This window comes from Bradyrhizobium sp. B117 (genome assembly GCF_038969555.1).
Classification (GTDB): domain Bacteria; phylum Pseudomonadota; class Alphaproteobacteria; order Rhizobiales; family Xanthobacteraceae; genus Bradyrhizobium.
In genome coordinates this window covers 6190320-6214135 of sequence record NZ_CP152414.1, presented here as the reverse complement: position 1 = coordinate 6214135, position 23816 = coordinate 6190320, and the positions used below count along the sequence as shown (strand labels likewise).

Genomic DNA, 23816 nt, shown 5'->3' with positions numbered 1-23816 from the left:
AGGGCAGGAAATCATGAAGAGAAGAGACTTCATCAAGGTCACAGGACTTGGTGCGGCGGGTGCCGCCACGCTCGCGGCGCCCGCGATCGCGCAGTCGATGCCGGAAATCAAATGGCGCATGCCGACGAGCTGGCCGAAATCGCTCGATACGCTCTATGGCGGCGCCGAGATGATGTGCAAGATGGTTGCCGAGGCAACCGATAACAAATTCCAGATCCAGATCTTCGCGGCCGGCGAGATCGTGCCGGGCCTCCAGGTGCTCGACGCCGTGCAGAACGCCACCTGCGAGATCGGCCACACCGCCTCCTACTATTATTTCGGCAAGGACCCGACCTTCACCTTCGGCTCGTCGGTGCCGTTCGGCCCCAACATGCGCATCAACCAGGCCTGGTACATGCAGGGCGGCGGGCGCGAGGTGCTCAACGAGTTCTACAAGAGCTACAACGTCATCTCGCTGCTCGCGGGCAACACCGGCTGCCAGATGGGCGGCTGGTTCAGGAAAGAGGTCAACACGCCCCAGGATCTCAGCGGCATGAAATTCCGCATCGGCGGTTTTGCCGGCCGGGTGCTCCAGAAGCTCGGCGTGGTGCCGCAGCAGCTCGCCGGCGGCGACATCTATCCGGCGCTGGAGAAGGGCACGATCGACGCCGCCGAATGGGTCGGCCCCTATGACGACGAGAAGCTCGGCTTCTACAAGATCGCGCCGCATTACTACTATCCCGGCTGGTGGGAAGGCGGGCCGATGCTGCTCGCTTTCGTCAATCTCGACAAATGGAACGCGCTGCCGAAATATTACCAGAGCGTACTGGAGCAGGCCGGCCACACCGCCAACAACTACATGATGGCGCGCTACGACACCGCCAATCCGCTCGCCATGAAGAAGCTGCTCGCGAGCGGCACCAAGCTGCACGCCTTCTCGCCGGCGATCATGGATGCCTGCTACAAGGCGGCCAAGGAGCTGCATGCCGAGGTCGGCGCGACCAACGCCAACTTCAAGAAAGTGCATGACTCCCTGGCAAAATTCTCCAGCGACGGCTACGCCTGGTTCCAGGTCGCCGAGGTCGGCTACGACATCTTCATGGCGCGGCGCTCGCAGAGCTGATCGCAGTCTCTCGTCGAATGCAACGCCCCGAAGCGAAGGCTCCGGGGCGTTGCCGTTGCGTCGCCTTCGCGACGGTTTTGAAAGCGGCGTGCGCCGCCAAAATGTTCAGGTCGAGCGGCGCAGCGAGCGGAAGGCGTCGCGAACCTCTCTGCTGAAGATCGCGGGTTGCTCCCACGCCGCGAAGTGACCGCCGGCCTCGGCCTGATGGAAATAGATCAGCTTGTGATAGGCCCGCTCGGCCCAGCTCCGTGGCGCTACAAAACTTTCACCGGGGAATGCCGTGACGGCGGCCGGGATCGTGACGTTGGCAGGCAGATAGAGATTGGTCTTGTTCTCCCAATACAGCCGCGCCGAGGAGACGGCGGTGTTGGTCAGCCAGTACAGCGTGATGTTGTCGAGCACGTCGTCGCGCGTCAGGGCGCCCGCGGAGTGCCCGTTGACCGCATGCCCAGCGACTGCCGAAGCCATCGCCGCGGCCGGCTGGGCGTAGCCGTCGCCGTGATCGAGCAGCCAGGCGGCGAGGCCGGCCGGAGAATCCGCAAGTGCCGACATCGTCTGCGGACGCGTCCCCATGATCTGGGCATAGGCGCGCCGCTTTGTGAACTGGAGCTTGAGCTGGGCGAAGACGCGCTTCTCCTCGTCGGACAGGTCGGTGGGTGCGGGTTCGCCCGAAGCCACGGCCTTGAAAATCTCCGGCGGAACGACGCCGGGCAGGTTGACGTGAATGCCGATCAATTCCGGGGCCCCGAGCTTGGCCATTTCATTCGAGACCGGCGAGCCCCAATCGCCGCCCTGGGCGACAAACCTGGTGTAACCGAGGCGCTTCATCAGCACGACCCAGGCCCGCGCGATGCGCTGCGGATCCCAGCCGGTGGCGGTCGGCTTGCCCGAGAATCCGTAGCCGGGCATCGACGGGATCACGAGGTGGAAAGCATCATCGGCGCTGCCGCCATGTGCGGTCGGATTGGTCAGGGGATCGATGATCTTGAGCTGCTCGATCACGGAGCCGGGCCAGCCGTGCGTCACGATCATCGGCAGCGCGTTGGCATGCTTCGAACGAACGTGCAGGAAATGGATATCGAGGCCGTCGATCCCGGTCATATATTGCGGCAACGCGTTGAGCCGGGACTCGATCTTTCGCCAGTCGTGGTCGGTCTGCCAATAGCGGACGAGCTGCTGCTGCGTCGCCAGCGGCACGCCTTGCGAATCGTCGTCGACGGTCTCCTTGTCGGGCCAGCGCGTCGCGGCGAGGCGACGACGCAGATCGGTGAGCGCCTTGTCGGGGATGTTGATCCTGAAGGGGCGGATCGCCTCGCTCGTCGCGGCGGGCGCTGGGCGGAGGGGAAACAGCGCCGCTGTACCGGCGGCCACGATGCCTGTGGCGACGGTGGTCAGGAATCTGCGCCTGTCGTGATCGACGGCCTCGCTGGTCGAAATTGCCTCCGCAGCAGCGACCGGCGGTTTGATGAGCATTGTCATGGAACCTGTCCTTTGCCTTGGGTGATTTCGCCTTGGTGTTTCGTCCCGGATCATCCCGCGAAAGCGCGGGGAGCGCCTGTTATGGTTTGTGAGAGCTCGTTAGCCGTTGTCGCGCCGGCGTCATTCAGGCGGCGTGTCGCCGGTCGAGGCAATTCGGCGGGACAAAGCAATCATCAAGCTGCCGGTACGGACGCGGCGTTTCGCCTGACTTGATCCAGAGAAGCGAAAATCACAGTTCGGAAACGCCAGTCTACAGCTGCGGACCAGATAGTCGGACCTCGCGCTCAGCGCGCAGGACATTGCCATACAGACTGCTGATCCACTGTCTTCCGCTCGAGGTCACGTTCAAATAGCGGATGGCAGTTTGGATCTGCGGTGAGACCTTGGTCCAGTAGAATTGAGGATATTTGTATACCACATCGGCAGGCGTGGCGTATCCGAGCGATTTGTTGAGCCCGATCTCCTCGAATTCGTAGAAGAGCGCGTTTGATTTCTTCATGTAGTTCGGATCGCCGAGCTGACCGATCAGATCGGCGGCGCGGAGCAACATGCCTTCCTCTTCGTCCAGATCGTCCTTGAGTTCGTTCGCTGGTGCGTCTGCATAGGGAAAACGAGTGTATTCGATGGCCTGGGCAACGCGAGTGGCGTCGATCTGGTCGACTGCGTCGAGACGCTCCACGGCGAACAATTTTGAGCGGTCGACATGATAGGGCGCAAGCGCCGCATCGGAGGAGCCGATCGGTAACTCAATCGTTCGTCCGGTCCCATCAACAACATAGGCTCCGTCCTGGTCTCCGTGCACTATCCCCCTGACGTAGCCGATGTCGTGGATCAGGCACGCCAGAATGAAGTGAGCATAATCGCTGGCCGTCGTCGGCCTCAGAAGCGAGCGCCCAATCAGAATGTCGTGCCCCACCAGCGTGACCAACAAGGTGTGCTCGACGTTGTGGTAGAGTGCGTCGCTATTACCGATACATTCCAGAGCCAGCTTTGCTGCGTAGGGGAGCAATTCCGGCAAGCTGGCGCGAGACGAGCCGAAGCGACCGCTCGTCTCCGAGATCAGGAACGCACCGAGCGCCTGGGACGTCAGTTCTGGAATCGTGATCATGAGCGAACCTCACTTTCGTCGTCGAACCTTCAGTAGGCCTTCTGCAGGATCGGAAGGAAGAGGAGGACCCCGGAAGGGTGAAGCCAGCGGATGGATGATGTTTGACCTAGATCAATAGTGGCGATGACGCCGGGCTGCTCCTGGCCGGTAGCTTGTCGCCGGACCGCGTGACTGGTCCGCCGTGCAGGCGCGAAGGGGCAACGCCCGCGTCAAATGAACTTCGCTTGACGGCAAAGCGACATGTTATTCTGGGCCCGTAGTATCTGTGCGATTGTACGGGTGACCGGATCATGATTCCTCAAGATCGGTTTCGCGGCCTCTTTCATAAATATTTGCTCGCGCTTTTCGTGGCGGTCGCAGTCCCACTCGCATTCAACGGCGTTATTGAAGCGTGGTTCGGCTATCGCGATCAGCGTGCGAGGCTGGACCAGTGGCTCGGCCTCCAGTCAGCGTCCGCGGCCGCCGAAATACACGATTTCATCCACGGCATCACAACGCAGCTCGGCTGGCTGGTACAGCTTCCGTGGACCGAGGAGCCCGACGAACGCCGACGGACCGACGCGTTGCGCCTCCTTCGACAAGCGCCCGCCATCGCCAGTCTCACACTCCTCGACGGCAGCGGTCTGGAGCGTCTCTACGTCTCACGGATCGGACTCAATCGAATTGAGAGCCGTACGGACCGATCAGCTGATCCTGCCCTGGTCGGGGCCCGGGCAACTCAGATCTGGTTCAGCGACGTCAACTACAATCGCGGCTCCGAACCGTACCTGACGGTTGGGATTGTCGGCAGTCGACCAGCCCTCGGTGCAGTCGTAGCCGAGGTCAACCTCAAGCTGATCTGGGACGTGATCTCGGCGATCAAGGTCGGAAGGACCGGCTTTGCTTTCGTCCTGGACCGATCGGGTCGCCTGATCGCCCATCCCGACATCAGCCTGGTCCTCCGCGGGGCGGAAGAAGCAACCTCCAAGCCATTTCGGGCTGTGCGGGACGCGATAGGGCCGAAAGCGGGCTTCGCAACGAGCCGGGATGCGCAAGGACAATTTGTCGCCGCCAGCGCGGCTCCCGTACAGGGCACCGATTGGACAGTCGTGGTCGCGCAGCCACTATCCGAGGCTTACGCGCCGATCTACGCCGCCCTATGGCGGACGGCAATGCTCCTCGCAGTCAGCACTATGCTCGCAGGCATTTTTGCCTACGCATTGGCTGACCGGATGACAGAGCCGATCAAACTGCTCGAGGAGGGCACGGAGAGGATTGGTGCCGGGTCCTTTGACCACCGAATCCTGATCCACACCGGGGACGAGTTCCAGCGCCTTGCAAACAGTTTCAACAAGATGGCTTCCGAGCTGGCGCTGGCGCAGGAGCACCAGGAGCGCATAGCGAGGCTCAAGCGATTCCTCGCTCCCCAGGTCGCCGATCTCGTCGATCGGGCCGGCGATGACAGCATGCTGGATGGTCGCCGCACGGAAGTCGTCGTTGTCTTCTGCGATCTCAGGGGTTTCACCGCTTTTTCGGCGGGAGCTGCGCCTGAGGACGTCATGAGCGTATTGTCGGAGTACTATGAAGACCTTGGCAGGGTCATCGCGAAATTCGAGGCAACGCTGATCAATTTCTCCGGAGACGGGCTGATGGTGCTGGTGAACGCACCTGTCCCGGTCGAAGAGCCTGCGTTGAGAGCCATCGATCTCGCCGTCGACATGCAGAGGACCGTGCAGGTCCTTATCGCGGGCTGGCGATCGCGCGGCTACCATGTTGGTTTCGGAATCGGCCTTGCCAGCGGGCCGGCGACTGTCGGCCGGATCGGCTACAAGGACCGGCTCGACTACACCGCCATTGGCAGCGTTGTGAATCTCGCGGCCCGATTGTGCGCATCTGCCGCAGACAAGGAAATTCTGGTCGACGCGAAAGTCGCCGCTGACGTCAAGGGTCGGCGGCCCGTCGAGGACCTTGGGGATCGCAATATCAAGGGATTTGACGAAGCTATTCCGGTCTTCGGAATAGCCTTCAACGCTCCCTAGCCGGGACCGGTCGCCGGATGCCCGGCACAATCCAGTTGAAGACTGTTGGAGCATCCGGGGCTATGCTTCGACAATCGGCTGACGGCAACGGGTTCGTAGCCATGAGGTGCGCCAACTCGGGAGCAGTAACGTTACGAAGATGCGCCGGGCGGCGGGATTTTCTGCTTTTGATGGCGGGCGCCGCGACGTGGACGGCCGACGCGTATGGGCAGAAGTCCTCCATGCCCGTCATTGGCTATCTTTGCCCGGAGTCGCCCGAGCTCTTTGCCAGTCGACTTGAGGCTTTCCGCCAGGGACTGGCAGAAGCGGGCTTTGTCGAGGGCCGCAACGTGAAGATCGACTTTCGGTGGGCCAACGGACAATATTCCCGATTGCCTGCGTTGGCCGCCGAACTGGTCGCCCGAAATGTGGATATCCTCGTGGCGCCCGGGGGCGCTCCCGTGGCACTTGCTGCGAAAGCTGCGAGCCCGACCCAGACAATCGTTTTTGAGATGGGCGGCGATCCCGTTCAGCTCCACGTGGTGGATAGCTTGCCGCGGCCGGGCGGAAACATCACGGGAGTTTCGAGCCTGAGCGTCGACGTGTCGCCAAAACGGCTCGAGTTGATGCGCGACCTGTTGCCCACGGCGACCAAATTGATGGTCGTCGCCAACCCGACAAGTCCGACCGCAGAATCGCAATTGCAGAAGCTTCGCGCTGCTGCGGATACAATGCGTGTTCAACTGGAGACATTGAACGCCAGCAAGGAGGATGAATTTGAATCTGTGTTCGCTGCGGCGGCCGAGGACGGGGCAAGTGGACTTGTGTTTACCTCCGACCCTTATTTTGCATTTCGCAGTTCGCGGCTCGCTGCTCTGGCGATGAAATATCGCGTGCCCGCAATCACACAGACCCGGGACTTTCCCACCGCCGGAGGTTTGATGAGCTATGGAGGAGATTTCATGCAATCGCACCGGCGCGCGGGTATCTATGCCGGACGGGTCCTGTTGGGCGAGAAGCCTTCTGATCTTCCTGTCCAGCTCGTCACAAAAGTAGAGCTCGTCATCAACTTGAAGGCGGCCAAACTGCTCGGTTATGCGTTCTCATCCGCAATCGTTGCCGGCGCAGACGAGGTGATCGAGTAAACTGCACGTCGCGGACGGGGGCGTATGGGCGGACAGAGCCATTGCTCTGGAGCTGTCATCCGCCGGTGCGCGCCCAGATCGGCTTACACCAACCTGACGGGGCGGGACGGCCGACCAGGCGGCACTTTTCGCTGGCCGAGGCGTTGGGAATGGTGGAAGAGAGCAGGGATACGGCGCGAGCCGTGTGATGATGCCGGGACTGCGATGCGCCTTCTGATCGTCGAGGACAATGCCGAGCTGTCGCGGCTCGTGGCCAGCGGGCTGGCGGCGGCCGGCTATGAGAGCGATATCGTGGGCAGCGCCGCCGAGGCGCGCGAGGCGGTCAGCAGCGTCAGCTATGCCGCGATGATCCTCGACCTCGGCCTGCCCGACGGCGACGGCCTGTCGGTGCTGCGCGAGCTGCGCCGCCAGATGGAGCCGCTGCCGGTTCTGGTGCTGACCGCGCGCGGCGGCCTACAGGACCGTGTCAGCGGCCTGCGCAGCGGCGCCGACGATTATTTGGCAAAGCCGTTCGCGATGGAGGAGCTGGTGGCGCGGCTGGAGGCGATCTTGCGCCGGCCGGGTCAGCTGCTTGGTCGTTCGCTCAGTCTCGCCAACCTCGTTTACGACACCGAGAGCCGCCAGATCTTCGTCGACGACCAGCCGCGGATCATCTCCGCGCGCGAGACCTCGGTGCTGGAGATCCTGCTGCGCCGGCAGGGGCGGGTGGTGCCGAAGAAGAACGTCGAGGACCACATCTTCGGCCTCGAAGGCGAGGTCGCTTCCAATGCGGTCGAGGTCTACGTCTCGCGGCTGCGCAAGCAGCTCGCCGAGCACGGCGCCCGGGTCGTGATCCACACCATCCGCGGCGTCGGCTACCTCATGGCTGAGGAGAAATAACGTGGCCGCCGCGCCGGCCTACGGCCGATCGCCGACCTTCAAATCGCTGATCTGGCGCATCGTGTTCATGCACATCGTCGCGGTCGCGGTGGTCGCGATCTTCCTGCCGCTGGTGCTGTTCTGGCTGCTCAATTCCGAGGTCGACCAGCTGCACCGCGATGCCATGCGCGCCCAGGCCGAAGTACTCGCCGAGCGCATCGTCGCGCAGCCGGACGGCCTCCTGACGTTCAATCTGCCAGACAGCCTGAGGGGCCTCTATTCGGAAGCCTACGGCCGCTATCTCTACGACATCCGCGATGCCGACGGCCACCTGCTGTTCTCGTCCCGCCGCAAGACCGGCGCAGCAGTGTCGGCGCCGCCGCCATCGGAGACGATCTCCGGCGCCAGCGTCACGCGCATCGTCGACGGCAAGGTCGTGCGCATCCGCGTCGCCGAGGACCTTGCGCACCGCGACGTCATCATCGACGACATCATCTCGAACTTCTTCCGGCGGGTGGGCTGGATCACCATTCCGGTGCTGCTGATCCTGCTCGGCATCGACATCGTGATCTTCCGCCGCGCCATCGCACCGCTGTGGAAGGCGTCGGAGGAGGCCAGCAATATCGGCCCGGCGCGCACCGACATCCGCCTGCCGACGGAGCAGATCCCGCGCGAGATCCTGCCGCTGGTCACCGCCGTCAACCAGGCGCTCGACCGCCTCGAGGACGGCTTTCGGGTGCAGCGGCAGTTCACCGCCGATGCCGCACATCAATTGCGCACGCCGCTGACGATCCTGCGGACGCGGATCGAGACGCTCGGCGACAAGGCTGCACGGCAGGCGCTGCATGACGACATCGAGGGCATGAGCCGGATCGTCGCCCAGCTGCTGGAGATCGCCGAGCTCGACACCTTGGTGCTCGATCCCGGCGAGACCGCGGACCTGCGCGCCGTCTGCGCCGAGGTGGTGGGCGCGATCGCGCCGCTTGCGATCGCCCAGCACAAGGAGATCGCGCTCAAGGGCAGCGAGGGCCCGGTTTTGATCCACGGCAATGCCGAGATGCTCCAGCGCGCGATCTTCAACCTCGCCGAAAACGCCATCAAGTTCACGGCCAAGGATACCGCCGTGGACGTCGAGGTCGGCGACGACGGCTCGGTGCGCGTGCGCGATTGCGGCCCAGGCGTTGCCGATGGCGAGCGTGAGCTGATCTTCCAGCGCTTCTGGCGGAGGGATCGCCAGCGCAGCGACGGCGCGGGCCTCGGCCTTTCGATCGTGCGCGGCGTGGCCGACGATCACGACGCCACGGTTGCGGTGGACAATCTTCCCGGCGGCGGTGCCGAGTTCACGCTGCGGTTCAGGCTGGCGGAGAAGGGCGCTTTACCCTCTCCCCTTGTGGGAGAGGGTGGCTCGCCGCGATAGCGGCGAGACGGGTGAGGGGTTCTCACCGCGAGTTCGACTGCGAGCTGAATGCGCGGAGAGAGACCCCTCATCCCCCATGTGGTGGTCCACCTCGCAAGCGGATTGATCCTGCTCTATCGTCAGGAGCGTGACCAGCAACGGTACGCTCGCGCGTGTGACGCGGAGCAAGACGCGGTTGAACTCCCGAATTGGTCAGCAACTCTGTCCACTACGTAACTTGTTAGCCACAACCATCGAGAAATCCGAGCCGCCCGGTCTCACGCCGCAGTTGTGGCGAGTTTTGCAATTTTAAGTGTGGTGCCGATTGGGGTGAATCACGACGGAAAACCTCGCCGTGAGCGCAAAAGGCAATTGCCCCTCGATGATGAGGCGCTTGTTGTTCAGAGCGTTGCTGCCGGCCCTCCCCATCGGGAAGGACATGGTGTGCGTCGTGTCCGCGGTGCCGCTTTTCGCCATGGTACACGGCAGCATCTCCACCGCGCAGGCGGCGAACTGCCCGGTCAACGGCTCGCAGGAGGTCAGCGTCAGCGGTGCGGCGGCTTCCTGCACCATCCCTCCAGCCAGTACGGTTGTTCGGGTAACCGCGGCAAACAGCGCGGCGATCGCGGCGGATGGTGTCAGCATCAATGTGCCATTCGGCACCGCCGTGACGGCTCAGAGCGGAGCCACCATTACCTTCGGCATTGCGCCTGCGCCGGCGGGCGGATCGAGCATCGCCAACCCGACCGGTGGCGGTGGGATCATCGGCCTGCTCGCCAGCGGCGCGCAAAGCCATATCTTGGCCAGCGGCCTGAATGTGATTCTGAGTGGCGGCGGCAATACCCTGGTCAAGGCTGAAAACGGCGGCGTCATCACGCTGGACAACAACACGCTCCTCAACATCCTGAACAGCGGCGGCAATACGGGTCTATTGGCGACGGGCGCGGGTAGCCAGATCATTGCAGACAGCATCACGGTGCAAGGGCCGCTCGGTGGCGGGGATTTTGCCGCGCATACCCTGTTGGCCGCGCAAATCGATCTTAGCAATAGCACCATCAACATTACTGGCACGAGCGGCGGCAAGACGCCTGTGGAGGCGGAAACAGGCAGCACGATTACTGCTAACAGGGTGACCATCAGTGTCAGCGGAACCGGCGGCGATGCCGCGGTCAAGGCGCTCTCGGCAAGCACGATCTCGCTCACCGGCGGCTCCATCACCGTGACCGGCCTTAACGCTGGCGGTGAGACGGGAGTCCTGGCGCAAAGCCTTGGCAGCACTATCACGGCGACCAATGTGCCGATTAGCGTCACTGGCACGGGCGGTGATGTCGGCGTGAGCGCCGATTCGGGTGGCCACGTAAAGCTGACAAGGAGCGACGTTTCCGTCGTGGGCACTGGCGGGGAGAGCGGACTTCGCGCAACCGGGTCCGCCAGCATCGAGACGACTGGCGGCTGGGTTTCCGTCGTCAACGGTGCGGGAGCTCTGCTGCAGAACGGCGGGAACGTAACAATGGCCGGCACCAACGTGACGGCTTCGGGGAATGGCGGCTTCGGCTTTCTTTTCAACAACGCTGGCGCCGCCAATACGTTGCAATACAGCAATGCGACGATTGTGGCGAGCGACGCCTCTTTCTCGGTGCAGGGCGCTACTGCCAACATTTATCTCAGCAACGCGATCGCGACCGTGAACAATGGCCAATGGCTGAATGTCAGCGGCGGCTCCACGAGCAACGTGGTTTTGAAGGCCTCAACCGTTCAGGGCGTTGCGCTTACCGACGCCCTCAGCGCCTCCAACGTTACGCTGCAGAACGGCTCGCTATGGACGATGACCGGCAGTTCGAACGTCACCATTCTGACCAACGATCCTAGTCTGATCCTGTTCACATCGCCGACCGGCGATCCGACGCTTCTTGCCAGCTACAAGACGCTGACCGTGGTCAACTACGTTGGTGCGGGCGGCGCGATCGGGCTCAACACGTTCCTCGGCACCGACGGGTCGCCATCGGACAGGCTAGTGATCAACGGCGGCAGCGCGACCGGCAACTCGTTTGTACGCATTACCAACGCCAGCGGCCCCGGCGCCTACACGAGTGCAAACGGCATCCTTGTGGTGGAGGCGGCGAATAGTGGCGCGACGGCGGAGAACGCTTTTACGCTCGCCGGCGAGGCGCGTGCCGGGTTTATAGATTACCGTCTCTACAGAGGCGGCTTTAACGGCACCAATCCGGACGACTGGTTTCTGCGCTCGACCTTTAACGGAGGTAACGGCAATGGCGACAGCGGCAACGGGCCGGTCACGCCGCCGGGCGTGCTGCCCACTGATCCTGCACCCGACGACGGACAGCCACCACCGCCGGGCGTCTGGCCGACCATTGGACCGGAGCTTGCGACCTATGGCGTGGTGCAGCCTGTCGCCCGGCAGATGGGGCTCAGTACACTTGGCACCCTGCATGAACGCGTCGGCGATGCGGCGGCGGACGCGGCGTGCCTGAATGCCACGCCCGACGGCGGCGCCATCACCAAGGCCCCACCTGTTCCATACAACTGCCGGTCGGCGGTCTGGGGCCGCTTGTTCGGTCAGCAGATCGACAACCACTACCAGGCCTTCGCCGATCCACGCGCGACCGGCCAGGTGGCAGGCATCCAGACCGGCATCGATGTCTGGCGCGGCAGCCTGATCCCGGGCCACAGCGACACCGTCGGCCTCTACTTTGCCTATGGCAACGGCAATGTGAGCGTGGACGGTGTCGTCACCAACGCGGCCGCGACCGCCTATGTGCTGCAACACACCGGCTCGGTGAATCTCAATGCCTATTCATTCGGGGGCTACTGGACCCATTATGGCCCCACCGGCTGGTACATCGACGCGGTGTTGCAGGGCTCGTTCTACAAAGGTAACGCAGCGACCCAGTTTGCCAACTTGCCCATCGGTGGCACGGGCTTCACCTCATCGCTGGAGGCGGGCTATCCGATCCCGCTGTCGTGGTTCGGGCCGCGCCTCGTGTTGGAGCCCGAGGGCCAGATCATCTGGCAGCGGGTTTCCTTCGACGACGCCAACGACGGCTTGGGCCCGGTCGGACTCGGCACCACTTCGGGCGCCAGCGGGCGGCTCGGTTTGCGCGGCAAGTGGACCATCAACGACCTCGACGGACGGGTGTGGCAACCTTACGTGCTAGCCAATGTCTGGCGCGACTGGGGCGCCAAGGCGATCACGATGTTCGGCCCCGACGCGGTGCCCCTGGTCGAGCGGGCGACGCGGCTGGAGTTCGCCGGCGGCCTCAGCGCGAAGCTTCTTCCCGGCCTCAGCCTCTACGCCCAGGCCGGCTACCAGTTCGCTGTAAGCGGCACCGACGGCGGCAGGCGCGACGGCGTGAGGGGAAACCTCGGCGTGCACTATTCCTGGTAGGGAAGGGGAGAAGGAGTGACGGCTACTTCACCTTGCCGTTGGACAGATCCATGATCATGCGCGTGGTCAGGTAAAGACGCGGCACGATGCTGCCGATCATCACATATTCGGCGTCGTTGGAATGCGCGCCGAAGCCCGACAGGCCCATGCCTTCGACCACGGCGCCCTTGGTCTTGAGCGCGGCAAAGGCCGCATCCGTCCCGCCGCCGGTTGCCTTCTCGTCGACCTTCAGCGGCAATCCGATCTCCTCATAGATGGTCTTGCCGTAGGCCGCCACCCGGCGCGAGGCGTCGTTGGCCTCGAGCGGCGGACGGCGCACCTCGAATTTCAGCTCGACCTTGGAATCCGGCAGCAGGTGATTTTTGATCTTCTCTTGGAGCGCCTTCTCCAGCTCGTCGAAATCCGACACCTTCAGCGCGCGTGCATCGGCTTGCGCGGTGGCCTCCGCAGGGATCACGTTGCGGTTGGTGCCGGCCTTGGAAACGGTCCAGTTCAGCTTCAGGCCCTGCTCGGGTTTGGACAGGTCCTTCATCTGCAGCACCTGGTGCGAGAGCTCGTAGAGCGCGTTGATGCCGCCCTCGGGCCTTGCGCCCGCATGCGACGATCGTCCGGTCACCGTGAGATAGGCCGACCCGATGCCGCTGGTGGCGAGCCGCAGCGTGCCGTCGGTGCCGCCGCCTTCGAACGAGAACACCACGTCCTGGTCGGAAGCGAACTTGGTGATGGTGCTGCGCCAGCCGGGCGAGGAGATTTCCTCATCGCCATTGGTGAGCACCGTGAGCGTGCCGTAGTCCTTGAAATTCAGCTTCTGCAGCATCGCCACGGTGTGGAGAATGAGCGCGACGCCCTGCTTGTCGTCGGCAATGCCGAGGCCGTAAGCCTTGTCGCCGTCGATGCGGAACGGCTGGTCCTTCAGCATGCCCCTCAGGTACACCGTGTCCATGTGGGCGATCAGCATGATCTTCCTGGTGCCGGTCCCCTTGAAGACGGCATGCACGGCCGGGCCGATCTTTTCGGGCGTGTCGTCGAGGCGATAGATGTCGGTCGGTTGCAGGATCTCCACCGTGCCGCCGAGCTGCTTGAGCTGGTCGGCGACGCGGCCTGCGATCACGTTCAGGCCCTCGATGTCCCTGCTGCCGGTTTCGATGTTGACGAGATCGCGCAGCGTGTCGAGCAGCGGCTGCTGCTCCTTCTGCGCCAGCGCCTGAACATCGGCCGCCGGCTCGGCGTGCGCGACGGTCGCCGCAGAGGCCAGCCAGAGCGAAGCAAACAAGGAAACGATGAACGATGGAGCAGGGTGCGATCGGAGCATAAGCGGCTGTCCATGAGTTGGAGGATAGCCCGGTATGCCCGTGTTTCCCGCACGTGTCACGCGCGTCGGTCTGTTGACCCTCTCCCCTTGTGGGAGAGGGTGGCTCGCCGCGGAGCGGCGAGACGGGTGAGGGGTCTCTCTCCGCGGGTTCATCTCGCTATGAGTTTGCCGATAGAACCCCTCATCCGGCGCTGTAGCCGAAGCTTCGCTTCGGCGTCTCTTAAGAACGGCGGCCATAGGCCGCCTATGCCACCTTCTCCCACAAGGGGAGAAGGAAAAGCGCAGCTACGTTGGCCTCGGCTACTTCTGCGGCGGGCCGAGATCCAGCGGGGGCAGGTCGATCTGCGGAACCTCGATCTTGACCTTGTCGAGATCGACGTTGAGCGGCTTGTCCAGGAGGCCCGTCACCGTGATCGGGAAGGCGATCACGATCAGCACCATGATCATCTGCAGCCCGATCCAGGGCATCGCTCCCCAATAGATGTCGGAGCTCTTCACTTCCTTCGGCGCGACACCGCGCAGATAGAACAGGGCGAAGCCGAACGGCGGATGCAAGAACGAGGTCTGCATGTTCACACACAGCATGACGCCGAACCAGATCAGCGCCGGGCCGTCGCCGACGACGGGGCCCAAAATCTTCTGCGCGATCGGCGCGATCATCGGCAGGATGATGAAGGCGATCTCGAAGAAGTCGAGGAAGAACGCCAGGAAGAAGATGAAGAGGTTGATGAAGATCAGGAAGCCCCAAACGCCGCCGGGCAGCGAGGTCAAGAGATGCTCGAGCCAGACGCCGCCGGAGACGCCGAGGAACACCACCGAGAAGCAGGTCGAGCCGATCAGGATGAAGGTGACCATGCAGGTGAGGCGCATGGTGGACTCGTAGCCCTGCTTGATGAGGTCGCGCAGGTCCGGGATGCGCGCGGCCGAGAGGCAGATCCAGGCCACCGCGAGATAAGTCACGGCAAAGGCGAGCTTGAAGATCAGGTTCTCGGTGAACAGCATCGCGACGATGGTGCCGATGCCGGCGGCGATGATGCCGACGACGAGCACCTTGCGATCGGTCGAGGTGAAGTCCTTGTGGTGGATCGCGGCGAGCACGATGGCGCCGACCGCGCCCATGGCGCCGGCCTCCGTCGGGGTTGCAAGGCCCATCATCATGGTGCCGAGCACGACGAAGATCAGCACGGCGGAGGGGATGATGCCCATCAGGCATTTCTTCCACAGCGCCCAGCCGGTCAACGTGCGCGCTTCCAGCGGCACCGGCGGCACGTGGCCCGGCTTGATCAGGCCGAGGACGAAGGTGTAGCCGGCGAACAGCATGATCTGGAACACCGAGGGGCCCCAGGCGCCGAGATACATGTCGCCGACCGACTTGCCGAGCTGGTCGGCGAGCACGATCAGGACCAGCGAGGGCGGCACCAGCTGCGTGATGGTGCCCGAGGCCGCCAGCACGCCGGTGATGTAGCGCATGTTGTAGCCGTAGCGGATCATCACCGGCATCGAGATCAGCGCCATGGCGATGACCTGCGCCGCCACCGTGCCGGTGATGGCGCCGAGGATGAAGCCGACGATGATGACGGAATAGCCGAGGCCGCCGCGGACCGGGCCGAACAGCTGGCCCATCGAATCCAGCATGTCCTCGGCGAGGCCACATCTTTCCAATATGGCGCCCATGAAGGTGAAGAACGGGATCGCGAGCAGGAGCTCGTTGGAGAGCACGCTGCCGAACACGCGGCCGGGAATCGCCTGGAGGAAGTTGAGGTCGAAGAAGCCGAGATGGATGGCGAGGAAGCCGAAGGAGAGGCCGACCGCCGCGAGCGTGAACGCAACCGGGAAGCCGATCAGCATCGCCAGAACCAGGCCGCCGAACATCAGCGGCGGCATCATTTCCAGCGTAATCATTGGGTCGGCCTCTCGTACTTGGCGTCGATCGTCACATAGCCCTGGAGAGCCGCGATACGCTTGATGACCTCGGAAACACCCTGCAGCGCCAGCAGGACGAAGCCGGCAGGAATCACGAACTTGATCGGCCAGCGGATCAGGCCGCCGGCATTGCCGGACATCTCGCCGACGTCATAGGCCTGCATGAAGAACGGCCAGGACAGATACGCGAGCAGGAGGCAGGCGGGAATCAGGAAGAACAACGTGCCGATCAGATCGAGCAGGAGCTGGCCGCGCTCGGAGAGCAGCAGATAGAAAATCTCGACCCGGACATGCTCATTGCGCTTGAAGGTGTAGGACGCGCCGAACATCACCAGGATCGCGAACATGTACCATTGCAGCTCGAGCCACCCGTTCGACGAGTAGCTGAAGGCGTAGCGGATCATGGCGTTGGCCGCACTGACCAGGCATGACAGAAGCACCAGGAGGTTACAGACGTAGCCGATCTTCTCGTTGAGAAGGTCGATGGCGTTGCTCACCGCCAGCAATGGACGCATCTTATTGTTTCTCCGTCGCGGCCTAACACTTCACGGGAGGCTTCAGCACGCATCGCTGGGCCGGCGTGCAAAAAGCACGCGACCGCACGGATGATTTTCCGAAAGCGTTGCGGCGTCAGTCATCCCCTCGTGCCTTGCCGTCTTGACCGCGACCGCCAACGGGCGGGCCGGCTTATTGTTGCCGGGCAAGCAAAGGCGGTCGCACCAAACCAGCGGCTTCAGGCGCCGTCAATCGGAAAATGGACAAATTGACGCGCGCTCAAAAGCTTAACGCGGTCGGGCTTGAGTCCTAGCCGCCGGTGACGCTCATGTGCCGGGAGACGCTGGGGCGGTCGTGGCGGCGATCGATGATGAAATCGTGGCCCTTGGGCTTCAGCCCGATGGCGCGATCGATCGCATCCGCAAGCAGCATGTCGTCGTCCGATGCACGCAGAGGTTTGCGCAAATCGGAGGCGTCCTCGTGGCCGAGGCAGGTGTGCAGCGTGCCGGTGCAGGTGATGCGGACCCGATTGCAGGATTCGCAGAAATTATGGGTCATCGGCGTGATGAAGCCGAGCTTGCCGCCGGTCTCGGCGACGCTGACATAGCGCGCCGGGCCGCCGGTGCTCTCGGCTAAATCCGTCAGCGTGAATTGCTGGGCGAGGCGGCCACGCACCAGGGACAGCGGCAGATATTGGTCGATCCGGCCCGAACCGATCTCGCCCATCGGCATGACCTCGATCAGCGTCAGGCCCATGCCCTTGCCGTGGGCCCAGCGCATCAGCTCGGGCAGCTCGTCCTCGTTGAGATTCTTCAGGGCCACCGCGTTGATCTTCACGGCGAGGCCTGCGGCGCGCGCGGCCTCGATGCCTTCCATCACCTTGTCGATCTCGCCCCAGCGGGTGATCTCGCGAAACTTCTTGGGATCGAGCGTGTCGAGCGAGACGTTGATGCGGCGGACGCCGCAATCGGCCAGCTCCTGCGCATGTTTCGCAAGCTGGGTGCCGTTGGTGGTCAGCGTCAGCTCGTTCAGGGCGCCGTTCTTCAGGTGCCGCGACAGCGAGCGGACCAGCGTCATCACGTTACGGCGGACCAGCGGCTCGCCGCCGGTGAGCCGGAGCTTCTTCACGCCCTTGGCGATGAAGGCCGAGCAGAGCCGGTCGAGTTCCTCCAGCGTCAACAGATCGGCCTTGGGCAGGAACGTCATGTCTTCCGACATGCAGTAGAAGCAGCGCAGGTCGCAGCGGTCGGTGACGGAGACGCGCAAATACGAGATGGTCCGCCCAAACGGATCGGTCATTGCGCTCGACAGCGCAGCGCGGGGGTTCGCGGAAGGTCCGTTCATACCAATGCCTTGTCACTTACGGCGACGGGCGGCACCTTTGCTTCGGCGGTGCCTTGGACGCAATCTAAGCATCGGACGCGGCTAGGACAATCGGGTGGTATACGTGATCACCGCTTGGATCAGCGCTTGCCTGTGCCCGGATCGGGGAACGGCGAGGCCGCGGCCGGCGTGGCCTCGGCCGGTGCCGCAGCAGGCGCGGCTGCGGCCGGTTTGGCCCTCGGCCGGTGCGGCTTCTTCTTCACCGGCTTGGGCGGCACCGCGGGTTGAAGCTCCGCGAACACCGGATTCGGATCGGTCGTGACCGTGGCGGGCGTGGTGAAATCGCCGGGATTCTTGATCACGTTCACCGGCACGCTGGCCGGCTGGTATTTGGGCAGCGCGAAGGCGACGGTGAACGGCGCGTCGGGCGCGGGAACCGAGACGGAGCAGGGGGTCTTGCAGCCCGGGCCGAGCGACGTGCTCGCGTCGGCGCCCGGCGGATTGGACTCAAGCCGGACCTGGGCGGTCGGCGGGGCCGATTTGAACATGTCCCAAGACATCGAGGAACAGCCGCCAAGGCTCGCTCCCGCTAGCGCAATCGCGATGACACGACGCATGACCATTCACTTCCAGTGCGACGAACCGCCACATACCCCGGCCGGACCTTAGGTGCGTCGCTTTGGGCGAGCAACCGGCGGTCCACGCATAGTTAATAGATGGTTAATGCAGAGTTCCGCGGAATAGCCAAATGATATCAGGCAATTGCGGGCGCTAGGCCGTCATCAGGCTGTGCGCGGCGGCCGGCAGGTCGCGCATGTGATGGATCAGCCGGTCCGGCTTCAGCTCGGCAATCGGCACGTCCGTATAGCCGAAGCTGACCCCGATCACGGGCACCCCGGCGCGGCGCGCCACCCCGACATCGGTTCCGGCATCGCCGACCATGATGGACGCCTTCACCTCTCCGCCGGCGCGGGCCACGGTCTCGCGGAAAATGGCCGGGTCGGGCTTCTGGACGCCAAAAGTGTCCGCGCCGCAGATCGCGGCGAAGCGGCGGGTCAGGTCGAGCTGGTCCAGCAGGCGCTTGGACAGCCATTCCAGCTTGTTGGTGCAGACCGCGAGGCGATGGCCCTGGGCGGCAAACTGGTCGAGCGCGGTCTCGAGCCCCTCGAAGGGCCGGGATTCGACGGCGATATGGTCGGCGTAATAGGCGATGAAATCCGCCGTCATCCGGTCCATGTCCGCGGGCGTGACGGTGCGGCCCTCGGCCTCCACCCCCCGCTCGATCAGCTTGCGGGCGCCGGCGCCGATCATGTTGCGGGCCGAGGCCATCGGCACCGGCGGCAGGCCTTCGCGGTCGAGCACGTAATTGAGCGCGGTGATCAGGTCGGGCGCCGTATCCACAAGCGTGCCGTCGAGATCGAAGACGAGGGTGTAAGGGGAGGCCATGGTCCAAGCGCTATCGGGCCGGCCGGATCGGCGCAAGGGCCGACGCCATAAGTTCACCTTATAAGATCGGCCCAGAGGCCTGTTCTGGCGGGAAAAACGAGGCTACATAGGCCGCCGCAAACACCCTTATCGAGAGGCGGGCGCATTTTGGACATGGACCAGTTGAAGCGGCAGGCTGCGGCGCGTGCGCTCGAGGAGGTGCGTGACGGCATGCAGCTCGGGCTCGGGACCGGCTCGACCGCGAAGCATTTCGTCGAGCTGCTCGGCGAGCGCGTCGCCGCCGGGCTCAAGGTGATCGGCGTGCCGACCTCCGAGGCGACGCGCCTCGATGCGATCCGCTGCGGCGTGAAGCTGACCACGCTCGACGAGATCGACCATCTCGACATGACCGTCGACGGCGCCGACGAGATCGATCCCGACTTCAACCTGATCAAGGGCGGCGGCGGCGCGCTGCTGCGCGAGAAGATCGTGGCGGCCGCCTCGGATCGCATGATCGTGATTGCCGACGACAGCAAATGGGTGCCGACGCTCGGCAAGTTTCCGCTGCCGATCGAGGTCATCCCGTTCGGCCTTGGCGCGACGCGCCGGGCGATCGAGAAGGCATTTGCGGCGTGCGGCGTTTCCGGGCAAATGGCGGTCCGCAAGGCCAAAGATGGCCACGTTTTCATCACCGATGGCGGCCACTGGATCGTCGATGCCCAGCTCGGACGTATTGTGGATCCGCCCAGCCTCGCCAAGGCGTTGAGCGCGATCCCCGGCGTGGTCGAGCACGGGTTGTTCATCGGCTTGGCCAGCTCGGCCGTTCTGGCGGGTGGCGAGGGAATTCGCGTGATTGAACGGCGTAAGCCGAAAGGAGACTAGGAATGAAGAGTGTTTTGAAATTCTTGCCGGCCGCGACCCTCGCTGTGGGGCTGGCGCTTTCGGCTGCCCCGGCCCTCGCGCAGCAGGCCACGCCGCCCAAGGCCTCGCCGGCGGCGATCGCGGCGGCCAAGGAGATCTTGCAGATCAAGAACGCCACGGCGATGTATCAGGGCGCCGTGCCCGGCCTCGTCGAGAAGACCAAGATCGCGCTGACCCAGCAGAACCTCAACTACCAGAAGGACCTCGCCGAGGTCGCTCCGATCGTGGCCCAGCAGCTCCAGGGCCGCCAGAACGAGATCGGTGAGGGCATGGCGCAGATCTACGCCAGCGAGTTCACCGAGCAGGAGCTGAAGGATCTCGTCACCTTCTACAAGTCGCCGCTGGGCAAGAAGCTGATCGACGCCGAGCCGCGCGCCATCGGTCTCAGCATGGCCTTCATGAACTCCTGGGCCCAGAACTTCTCCGAGACCGTGATGGGCGCCTTCCGCGCCGAGATGCGCAAGCGTGGCAAGGAAATCTGACAGCACCTATCTAGTCAGAAAGGCCTAAAGCGCGTCATCGCGCTTTAGGCCCGGTATTTGCGCATGATCCTGTCGGAGAACGGCTGCACACTTCTCCGGATCATGCGCTGAAAGAAGAGGTCGGAGTGGACAATGGCTGAATTCGACGTCGACCTCTTTGTCATCGGTGGCGGCTCGGGTGGTGTGCGTGCCGCCCGCATCGCGGCCGGCCATGGTGCCCGCGTGATGATCGCGGAAGAGTACCGCATGGGCGGCACTTGCGTGATCCGCGGCTGCGTGCCGAAGAAGCTGTTCGTGATCGGCTCGCATGTCCGACACGAGCTCGAGGACGCCGCCGGCTTCGGCTGGACCGTTCCGCCCGCGACCTTCGACTGGCCGACGCTGATCGCCAACAAGGACAAGGAGATCGCGCGTCTGGAGGCGGCCTACACGACCAATGTCGAGAAGTCGGGCGCAGAGGTCGTCAAGAGCCGTGCGGTGATCGAGGACAAGCACACGGTCCGCCTGCTCACCGACGACAAGAAGATCACCGCGAAGTACATCCTGATCGCCACCGGCGGCGCGCCGAACCATGGTACAGCGATCCCCGGCATCGAGCACGTGATCTCCTCCAACGAGGCGTTTCATTTGAAGAAGCTGCCGCGGCGGATCGTGATCCAGGGCGGCGGCTATATCGCGCTGGAATTCGCCGGGATCTTCGCCGGCTACGGCTCCGATGTCACCGTGATCTATCGCGGCGACAATATCTTGCGCGGCTTCGACGAGGATGTCCGCACCCATGTCCGCAGCGAGATGGAGAAACAGGGCATCACCATCCTCACCGGCTGCACGGTGACCAAGGTCGATCGCCACGGCGAGGAGTTCACCACGCATCTGTCGAACGGGTCGAGCCTTGCCTCCGACCAGGTGATGTTCGCGATCGGCCGCCACCCCAACGTTGCCAATCTCGGGCTCGAGAACGCTGGCGTCGCCATCAACCCTCGGAATGGCGGCATCGCGGTGGACCATTTCTCGAAGAGCTCGGTCGACAGCATCTATGCGATCGGCGACGTCACCCATCGCTTCAACCTGACGCCGGTCGCGATCCGCGAGGGCCATGCCTTCGCCGACACCGTGTTCGGCAAGCGCGAGGTGCAGGTCGATCATTCCTATATCCCGACCGCGGTGTTCTCGCAGCCGGAGGTCGGCACGGTCGGCCTCACGGAAACCGAGGCGCGCGCGCAGTTCAGCCACGTCGACATCTACAAGACGACGTTCCGCCCGATCAAGGCGACGATGTCCGGCCGCGACACCCGCGTGCTGATGAAGCTCGTGGTAGACGGCTCGACCGATCGCGTGCTCGGCTGCCACATCGTCGGCGATTGCGCCGCCGAGGTGACCCAGGTGGTGGCGATCGCGGTGAAGATGAAGGCGACAAAAGCCGATTTCGACGCGACCATCGCGCTGCATCCGACCGCGGCCGAAGAGCTGGTGACGATGCGCACGCCGACCGCGCGGCATGTAAGGCAGGCGGCGGAGTAGGGGCACGAGCGGCTCTTCTTTACCCTCTCCCCTTGTGGGAGAGGGTGGCTCGCCGCGTAGCGGCGAGACGGGTGAGGGGTCTCGCTCCTCACAAGCGGTCGTGCGAGCGGAGAGAACCCCTCATCCGGCGCTTCGCGCCACCTTCTCCCACAAGGGGAGAAGGAAGAACCTCGAGCGCTTAGCTGCGACGCGCCTACCCGTACAAATACCCGACTGGTTTTCCTTCCGTGCGCAGGGGACGGATGTCCTTCTGCGTAATGATCTGACCGGCGAGGCCATCGATCTCGTCGCGCTGGGTCGGCGTCCAGCTGCGAAGCTCGTTCATGCCTTTGAGCAGACCGAGGCGGAGGACCTGGGTGTTTTCACTGAGGCCAACGAGGCTGATCGACTCCTTGCCGGCCGTCACCACATCGCCGGCAGAGAGCTCGAAGCTCTCGCCGGACTTCTTCTTGAACTCGGCGGTGCCGCGGATGACACGGTAGATCGCGACCTCGCCCTTGGCAAAGCAGGTTGCATCCGCGGCCGCTGTACTCTTCGGCAGCAGCGACTGGCCGCGCGGGTCGGTCGCGATGATGTGGCCGGTGACGAGGTGGCCGCTCGGAATCTCGATGCCGATATCGCGGACGTAAACCGGCATGGCGGATTTGACGGAGCTGCCGGTGAGCGGCCGGAACAGCGCATCGAGCGCCAACGGGTCTTGAAGCCAGAAGCCTGCACCGGCCGGACGGTTGTGCAGAGGGTGGCTCCAGGCCACGCGCGGCGTCTCGGCCTCGTTGATCTGGTCAGGACCGACGATGGTCGGGTTCGGGAAGGTCGTCGGGTCGGTCACGAAGGCTTCGAGGAATTTGCCGGAGTAGCCCATCGAGATCGGATCGGGCACGACCGTCTGCGGCGTCTTCAGGTTTTCTTCGGTCGACAGTCCGGACCAGGTGTAGAACAGCTGGCGGTGCACGATCGCGCTTTGCAGCATCACCGCGCCGGGGCCGACATTGTAGAAGCGCCCATCATAGTCGAAGGTGAACGCGCCCGATGTGACCAGCACGAGCTGGAAGCCGCCCGGCGGCAGATGCAGATGGAAATCGGTGGGGCCGGTGTCGGGGCGATAGATCGGCAGATTCGTCGCGACCTCGTGCAGGAGGAAGGTCTCGTTGTTGGCGTGAAATCCCTCGTTGGCGCGGTTGTAGAGTGCTTGCGGCCGGTAGGTCGCCTCGAATTTCGCATTCTTGTCGCGATCGATCGCGACGAAATCCTGATCGTTCAAGCGAAGGGGTGAGCCATCCGGGCGGGTGAGGCCGGTGAATTTGAGATCGGCCGCGGCATGCACGTTCATGGCATTCTCCGATTCTGGGCCATCGATCCCGGAGCTGGCGCGCGCATCTTGCTGCTCCACTCGGTGAAAGGAGCAGGGACTGAGGCCTGATGCTGTCTTGCGAATTCTGGGCCAGTCGGCGCGCGCTACCCGCGCGTGGGCTCTCCGGCCCCTCGCGGCGGCAAGAAAAGCCGAGGCTGCACCTGAGGTTAGATGAGCCGCTTCACCGGCTTACCTCGCTCTGTTCACGGGACTCGCAAGCCCGGTGAAGAGATGCACCTTGTCTAATTTGTCGGCATGCCCTGCAAAGGCATGCAGCCGCCAAAGCCACCGCGATCATCGACCGCCGGCGGCCCGGCGGCGGAAATGGCTCATTCGAACGAGGGACGGGCGGACCGCTCGGGCTTGCCGGAGGGGCTGTCCGCCCACTTCGCCATCTCCAGCGTACGCGCGTCGATGCCTTCGCACCAGAGACAGCTTAGCTCCGCGCGGCCCTTCGCCGTCAGCATCGGGACAAGTGCATGGCCGCAGCCGGTGCACGATGTGATGCGATTCATGTCGTCCTCCACGATCGTCGAATTCGAGGGCGGCACCTTGGCTGCCGAAGCTTGCGC

The 23816-nt window shown here is 63.8% G+C and carries 19 protein-coding genes; 9 read left to right on the top strand and 10 right to left on the bottom strand.

All coding sequences use genetic code 11. The annotated features are described in order from the left end of the window. Nucleotides 1-13: 13 nt before the first annotated feature. Complete coding sequence (locus AAFG16_RS30395; RefSeq protein ID WP_283080174.1) at nucleotides 14-1102, top strand: TRAP transporter substrate-binding protein; 1089 nt, start codon at nucleotides 14-16, stop codon at nucleotides 1100-1102. 105 nt (nucleotides 1103-1207) lie between these two features. Here the strand turns inward: AAFG16_RS30395 and AAFG16_RS30390 are convergent, their stop codons facing one another. Together AAFG16_RS30390 and AAFG16_RS30385 are read right to left on the bottom strand one after the other, a co-directional pair. Next, entirely contained in the window at nucleotides 1208-2581 is a 1374-nt protein-coding gene (locus tag AAFG16_RS30390) for an epoxide hydrolase family protein (RefSeq protein ID WP_342731189.1), read from the bottom strand. Between the two features lie 250 nt (nucleotides 2582-2831). Beyond that, the gene (locus tag AAFG16_RS30385; protein ID WP_342731187.1) at nucleotides 2832-3689 is read right to left on the bottom strand and encodes a metal-dependent phosphohydrolase; all 858 of its coding nucleotides are present in this window, start codon (nucleotides 3687-3689) and stop codon (nucleotides 2832-2834) included. A 290-nt stretch (nucleotides 3690-3979) separates the two neighbouring features. Here AAFG16_RS30385 and AAFG16_RS30380 point away from each other — a divergent pair, with 290 nt between their 5' ends. From AAFG16_RS30380 to AAFG16_RS30360, 5 genes are all read left to right on the top strand, one after another. Continuing rightward, nucleotides 3980-5707: an adenylate/guanylate cyclase domain-containing protein gene (locus tag AAFG16_RS30380; protein WP_342731185.1), complete on the top strand. Its 1728-nt coding sequence runs from the start codon at nucleotides 3980-3982 to the stop codon at nucleotides 5705-5707. A 221-nt stretch (nucleotides 5708-5928) separates the two neighbouring features. Beyond that, nucleotides 5929-6831 carry an ABC transporter substrate-binding protein gene (locus AAFG16_RS30375; RefSeq protein ID WP_342731183.1) on the top strand — a complete coding sequence of 301 codons (903 nt, stop codon included), beginning with the start codon at nucleotides 5929-5931 and terminating at the stop codon, nucleotides 6829-6831. Nucleotides 6832-7035: 204 nt separating this feature from the next. After that, a complete protein-coding gene (locus AAFG16_RS30370) occupies nucleotides 7036-7710 on the top strand; it encodes a response regulator transcription factor (RefSeq protein WP_283080169.1) in 675 nt (224 codons plus the stop codon). Nucleotide 7711: 1 nt separating this feature from the next. Next, the gene (locus tag AAFG16_RS30365) at nucleotides 7712-9106 is read left to right on the top strand and encodes an ATP-binding protein (RefSeq protein ID WP_342731180.1); all 1395 of its coding nucleotides are present in this window, start codon (nucleotides 7712-7714) and stop codon (nucleotides 9104-9106) included. Between the two features lie 334 nt (nucleotides 9107-9440). Beyond that, the gene (locus AAFG16_RS30360; RefSeq protein WP_342731178.1) at nucleotides 9441-12491 is read left to right on the top strand and encodes an autotransporter outer membrane beta-barrel domain-containing protein; all 3051 of its coding nucleotides are present in this window, start codon (nucleotides 9441-9443) and stop codon (nucleotides 12489-12491) included. A gap of 22 nt (nucleotides 12492-12513) precedes the next feature. Here AAFG16_RS30360 and AAFG16_RS30355 read toward each other — a convergent pair whose 3' ends face one another. From AAFG16_RS30355 to AAFG16_RS30330, 6 genes are all read right to left on the bottom strand, one after another. Then, nucleotides 12514-13803 (bottom strand): M20/M25/M40 family metallo-hydrolase, encoded by a 1290-nt coding sequence (locus tag AAFG16_RS30355; RefSeq protein ID WP_342731176.1) that lies wholly within the window; start codon nucleotides 13801-13803, stop codon nucleotides 12514-12516. A 300-nt stretch (nucleotides 13804-14103) separates the two neighbouring features. Beyond that, nucleotides 14104-15705 (bottom strand): TRAP transporter large permease subunit, encoded by a 1602-nt coding sequence (locus AAFG16_RS30350; protein ID WP_283080165.1) that lies wholly within the window; start codon nucleotides 15703-15705, stop codon nucleotides 14104-14106. Next, on the bottom strand, nucleotides 15702-16241 hold the full coding sequence (locus AAFG16_RS30345) for a TRAP transporter small permease subunit (protein ID WP_283080164.1): 540 nt from the start codon (nucleotides 16239-16241) through the stop codon (nucleotides 15702-15704). Before AAFG16_RS30345 ends, AAFG16_RS30350 begins: the two co-directional genes overlap by 4 nt. Before the next feature lie 289 nt (nucleotides 16242-16530). Continuing rightward, nucleotides 16531-17565, bottom strand: a complete 1035-nt coding sequence (gene moaA / locus AAFG16_RS30340; RefSeq protein ID WP_342731174.1) for a GTP 3',8-cyclase MoaA — start codon at nucleotides 17563-17565, stop codon at nucleotides 16531-16533. A gap of 119 nt (nucleotides 17566-17684) precedes the next feature. Next, the gene (locus tag AAFG16_RS30335) at nucleotides 17685-18161 is read right to left on the bottom strand and encodes a hypothetical protein (RefSeq protein ID WP_283080162.1); all 477 of its coding nucleotides are present in this window, start codon (nucleotides 18159-18161) and stop codon (nucleotides 17685-17687) included. Between the two features lie 154 nt (nucleotides 18162-18315). Continuing rightward, nucleotides 18316-18990 carry an HAD family hydrolase gene (locus AAFG16_RS30330; protein WP_283080161.1) on the bottom strand — a complete coding sequence of 225 codons (675 nt, stop codon included), beginning with the start codon at nucleotides 18988-18990 and terminating at the stop codon, nucleotides 18316-18318. A gap of 147 nt (nucleotides 18991-19137) precedes the next feature. Between AAFG16_RS30330 and rpiA the strand changes: the two genes are divergently transcribed. The 3 genes from rpiA (at nucleotide 19138) to gor (ending at nucleotide 21893) form a co-directional block, all read left to right on the top strand. Beyond that, nucleotides 19138-19851: a ribose-5-phosphate isomerase RpiA gene (gene rpiA / locus AAFG16_RS30325; protein ID WP_342731171.1), complete on the top strand. Its 714-nt coding sequence runs from the start codon at nucleotides 19138-19140 to the stop codon at nucleotides 19849-19851. Between the two features lie 2 nt (nucleotides 19852-19853). Next, on the top strand, nucleotides 19854-20372 hold the full coding sequence (locus AAFG16_RS30320) for a DUF2059 domain-containing protein (protein WP_283080159.1): 519 nt from the start codon (nucleotides 19854-19856) through the stop codon (nucleotides 20370-20372). A 132-nt stretch (nucleotides 20373-20504) separates the two neighbouring features. Further along, nucleotides 20505-21893 (top strand): glutathione-disulfide reductase, encoded by a 1389-nt coding sequence (gene gor, locus AAFG16_RS30315; RefSeq protein WP_342731169.1) that lies wholly within the window; start codon nucleotides 20505-20507, stop codon nucleotides 21891-21893. A gap of 193 nt (nucleotides 21894-22086) precedes the next feature. On the opposite strand, the gene AAFG16_RS30310 is transcribed toward gor, so the two are convergent. Both AAFG16_RS30310 and AAFG16_RS30305 read right to left on the bottom strand, forming a co-directional pair. Further along, nucleotides 22087-23223, bottom strand: coding sequence for a hypothetical protein (locus AAFG16_RS30310; protein ID WP_342731167.1), 1137 nt, complete (start codon nucleotides 23221-23223; stop codon nucleotides 22087-22089). A gap of 350 nt (nucleotides 23224-23573) precedes the next feature. Further along, complete coding sequence (locus AAFG16_RS30305) at nucleotides 23574-23759, bottom strand: hypothetical protein (protein WP_283080156.1); 186 nt, start codon at nucleotides 23757-23759, stop codon at nucleotides 23574-23576. Between the last annotated feature and the right edge of the window lie 57 nt (nucleotides 23760-23816).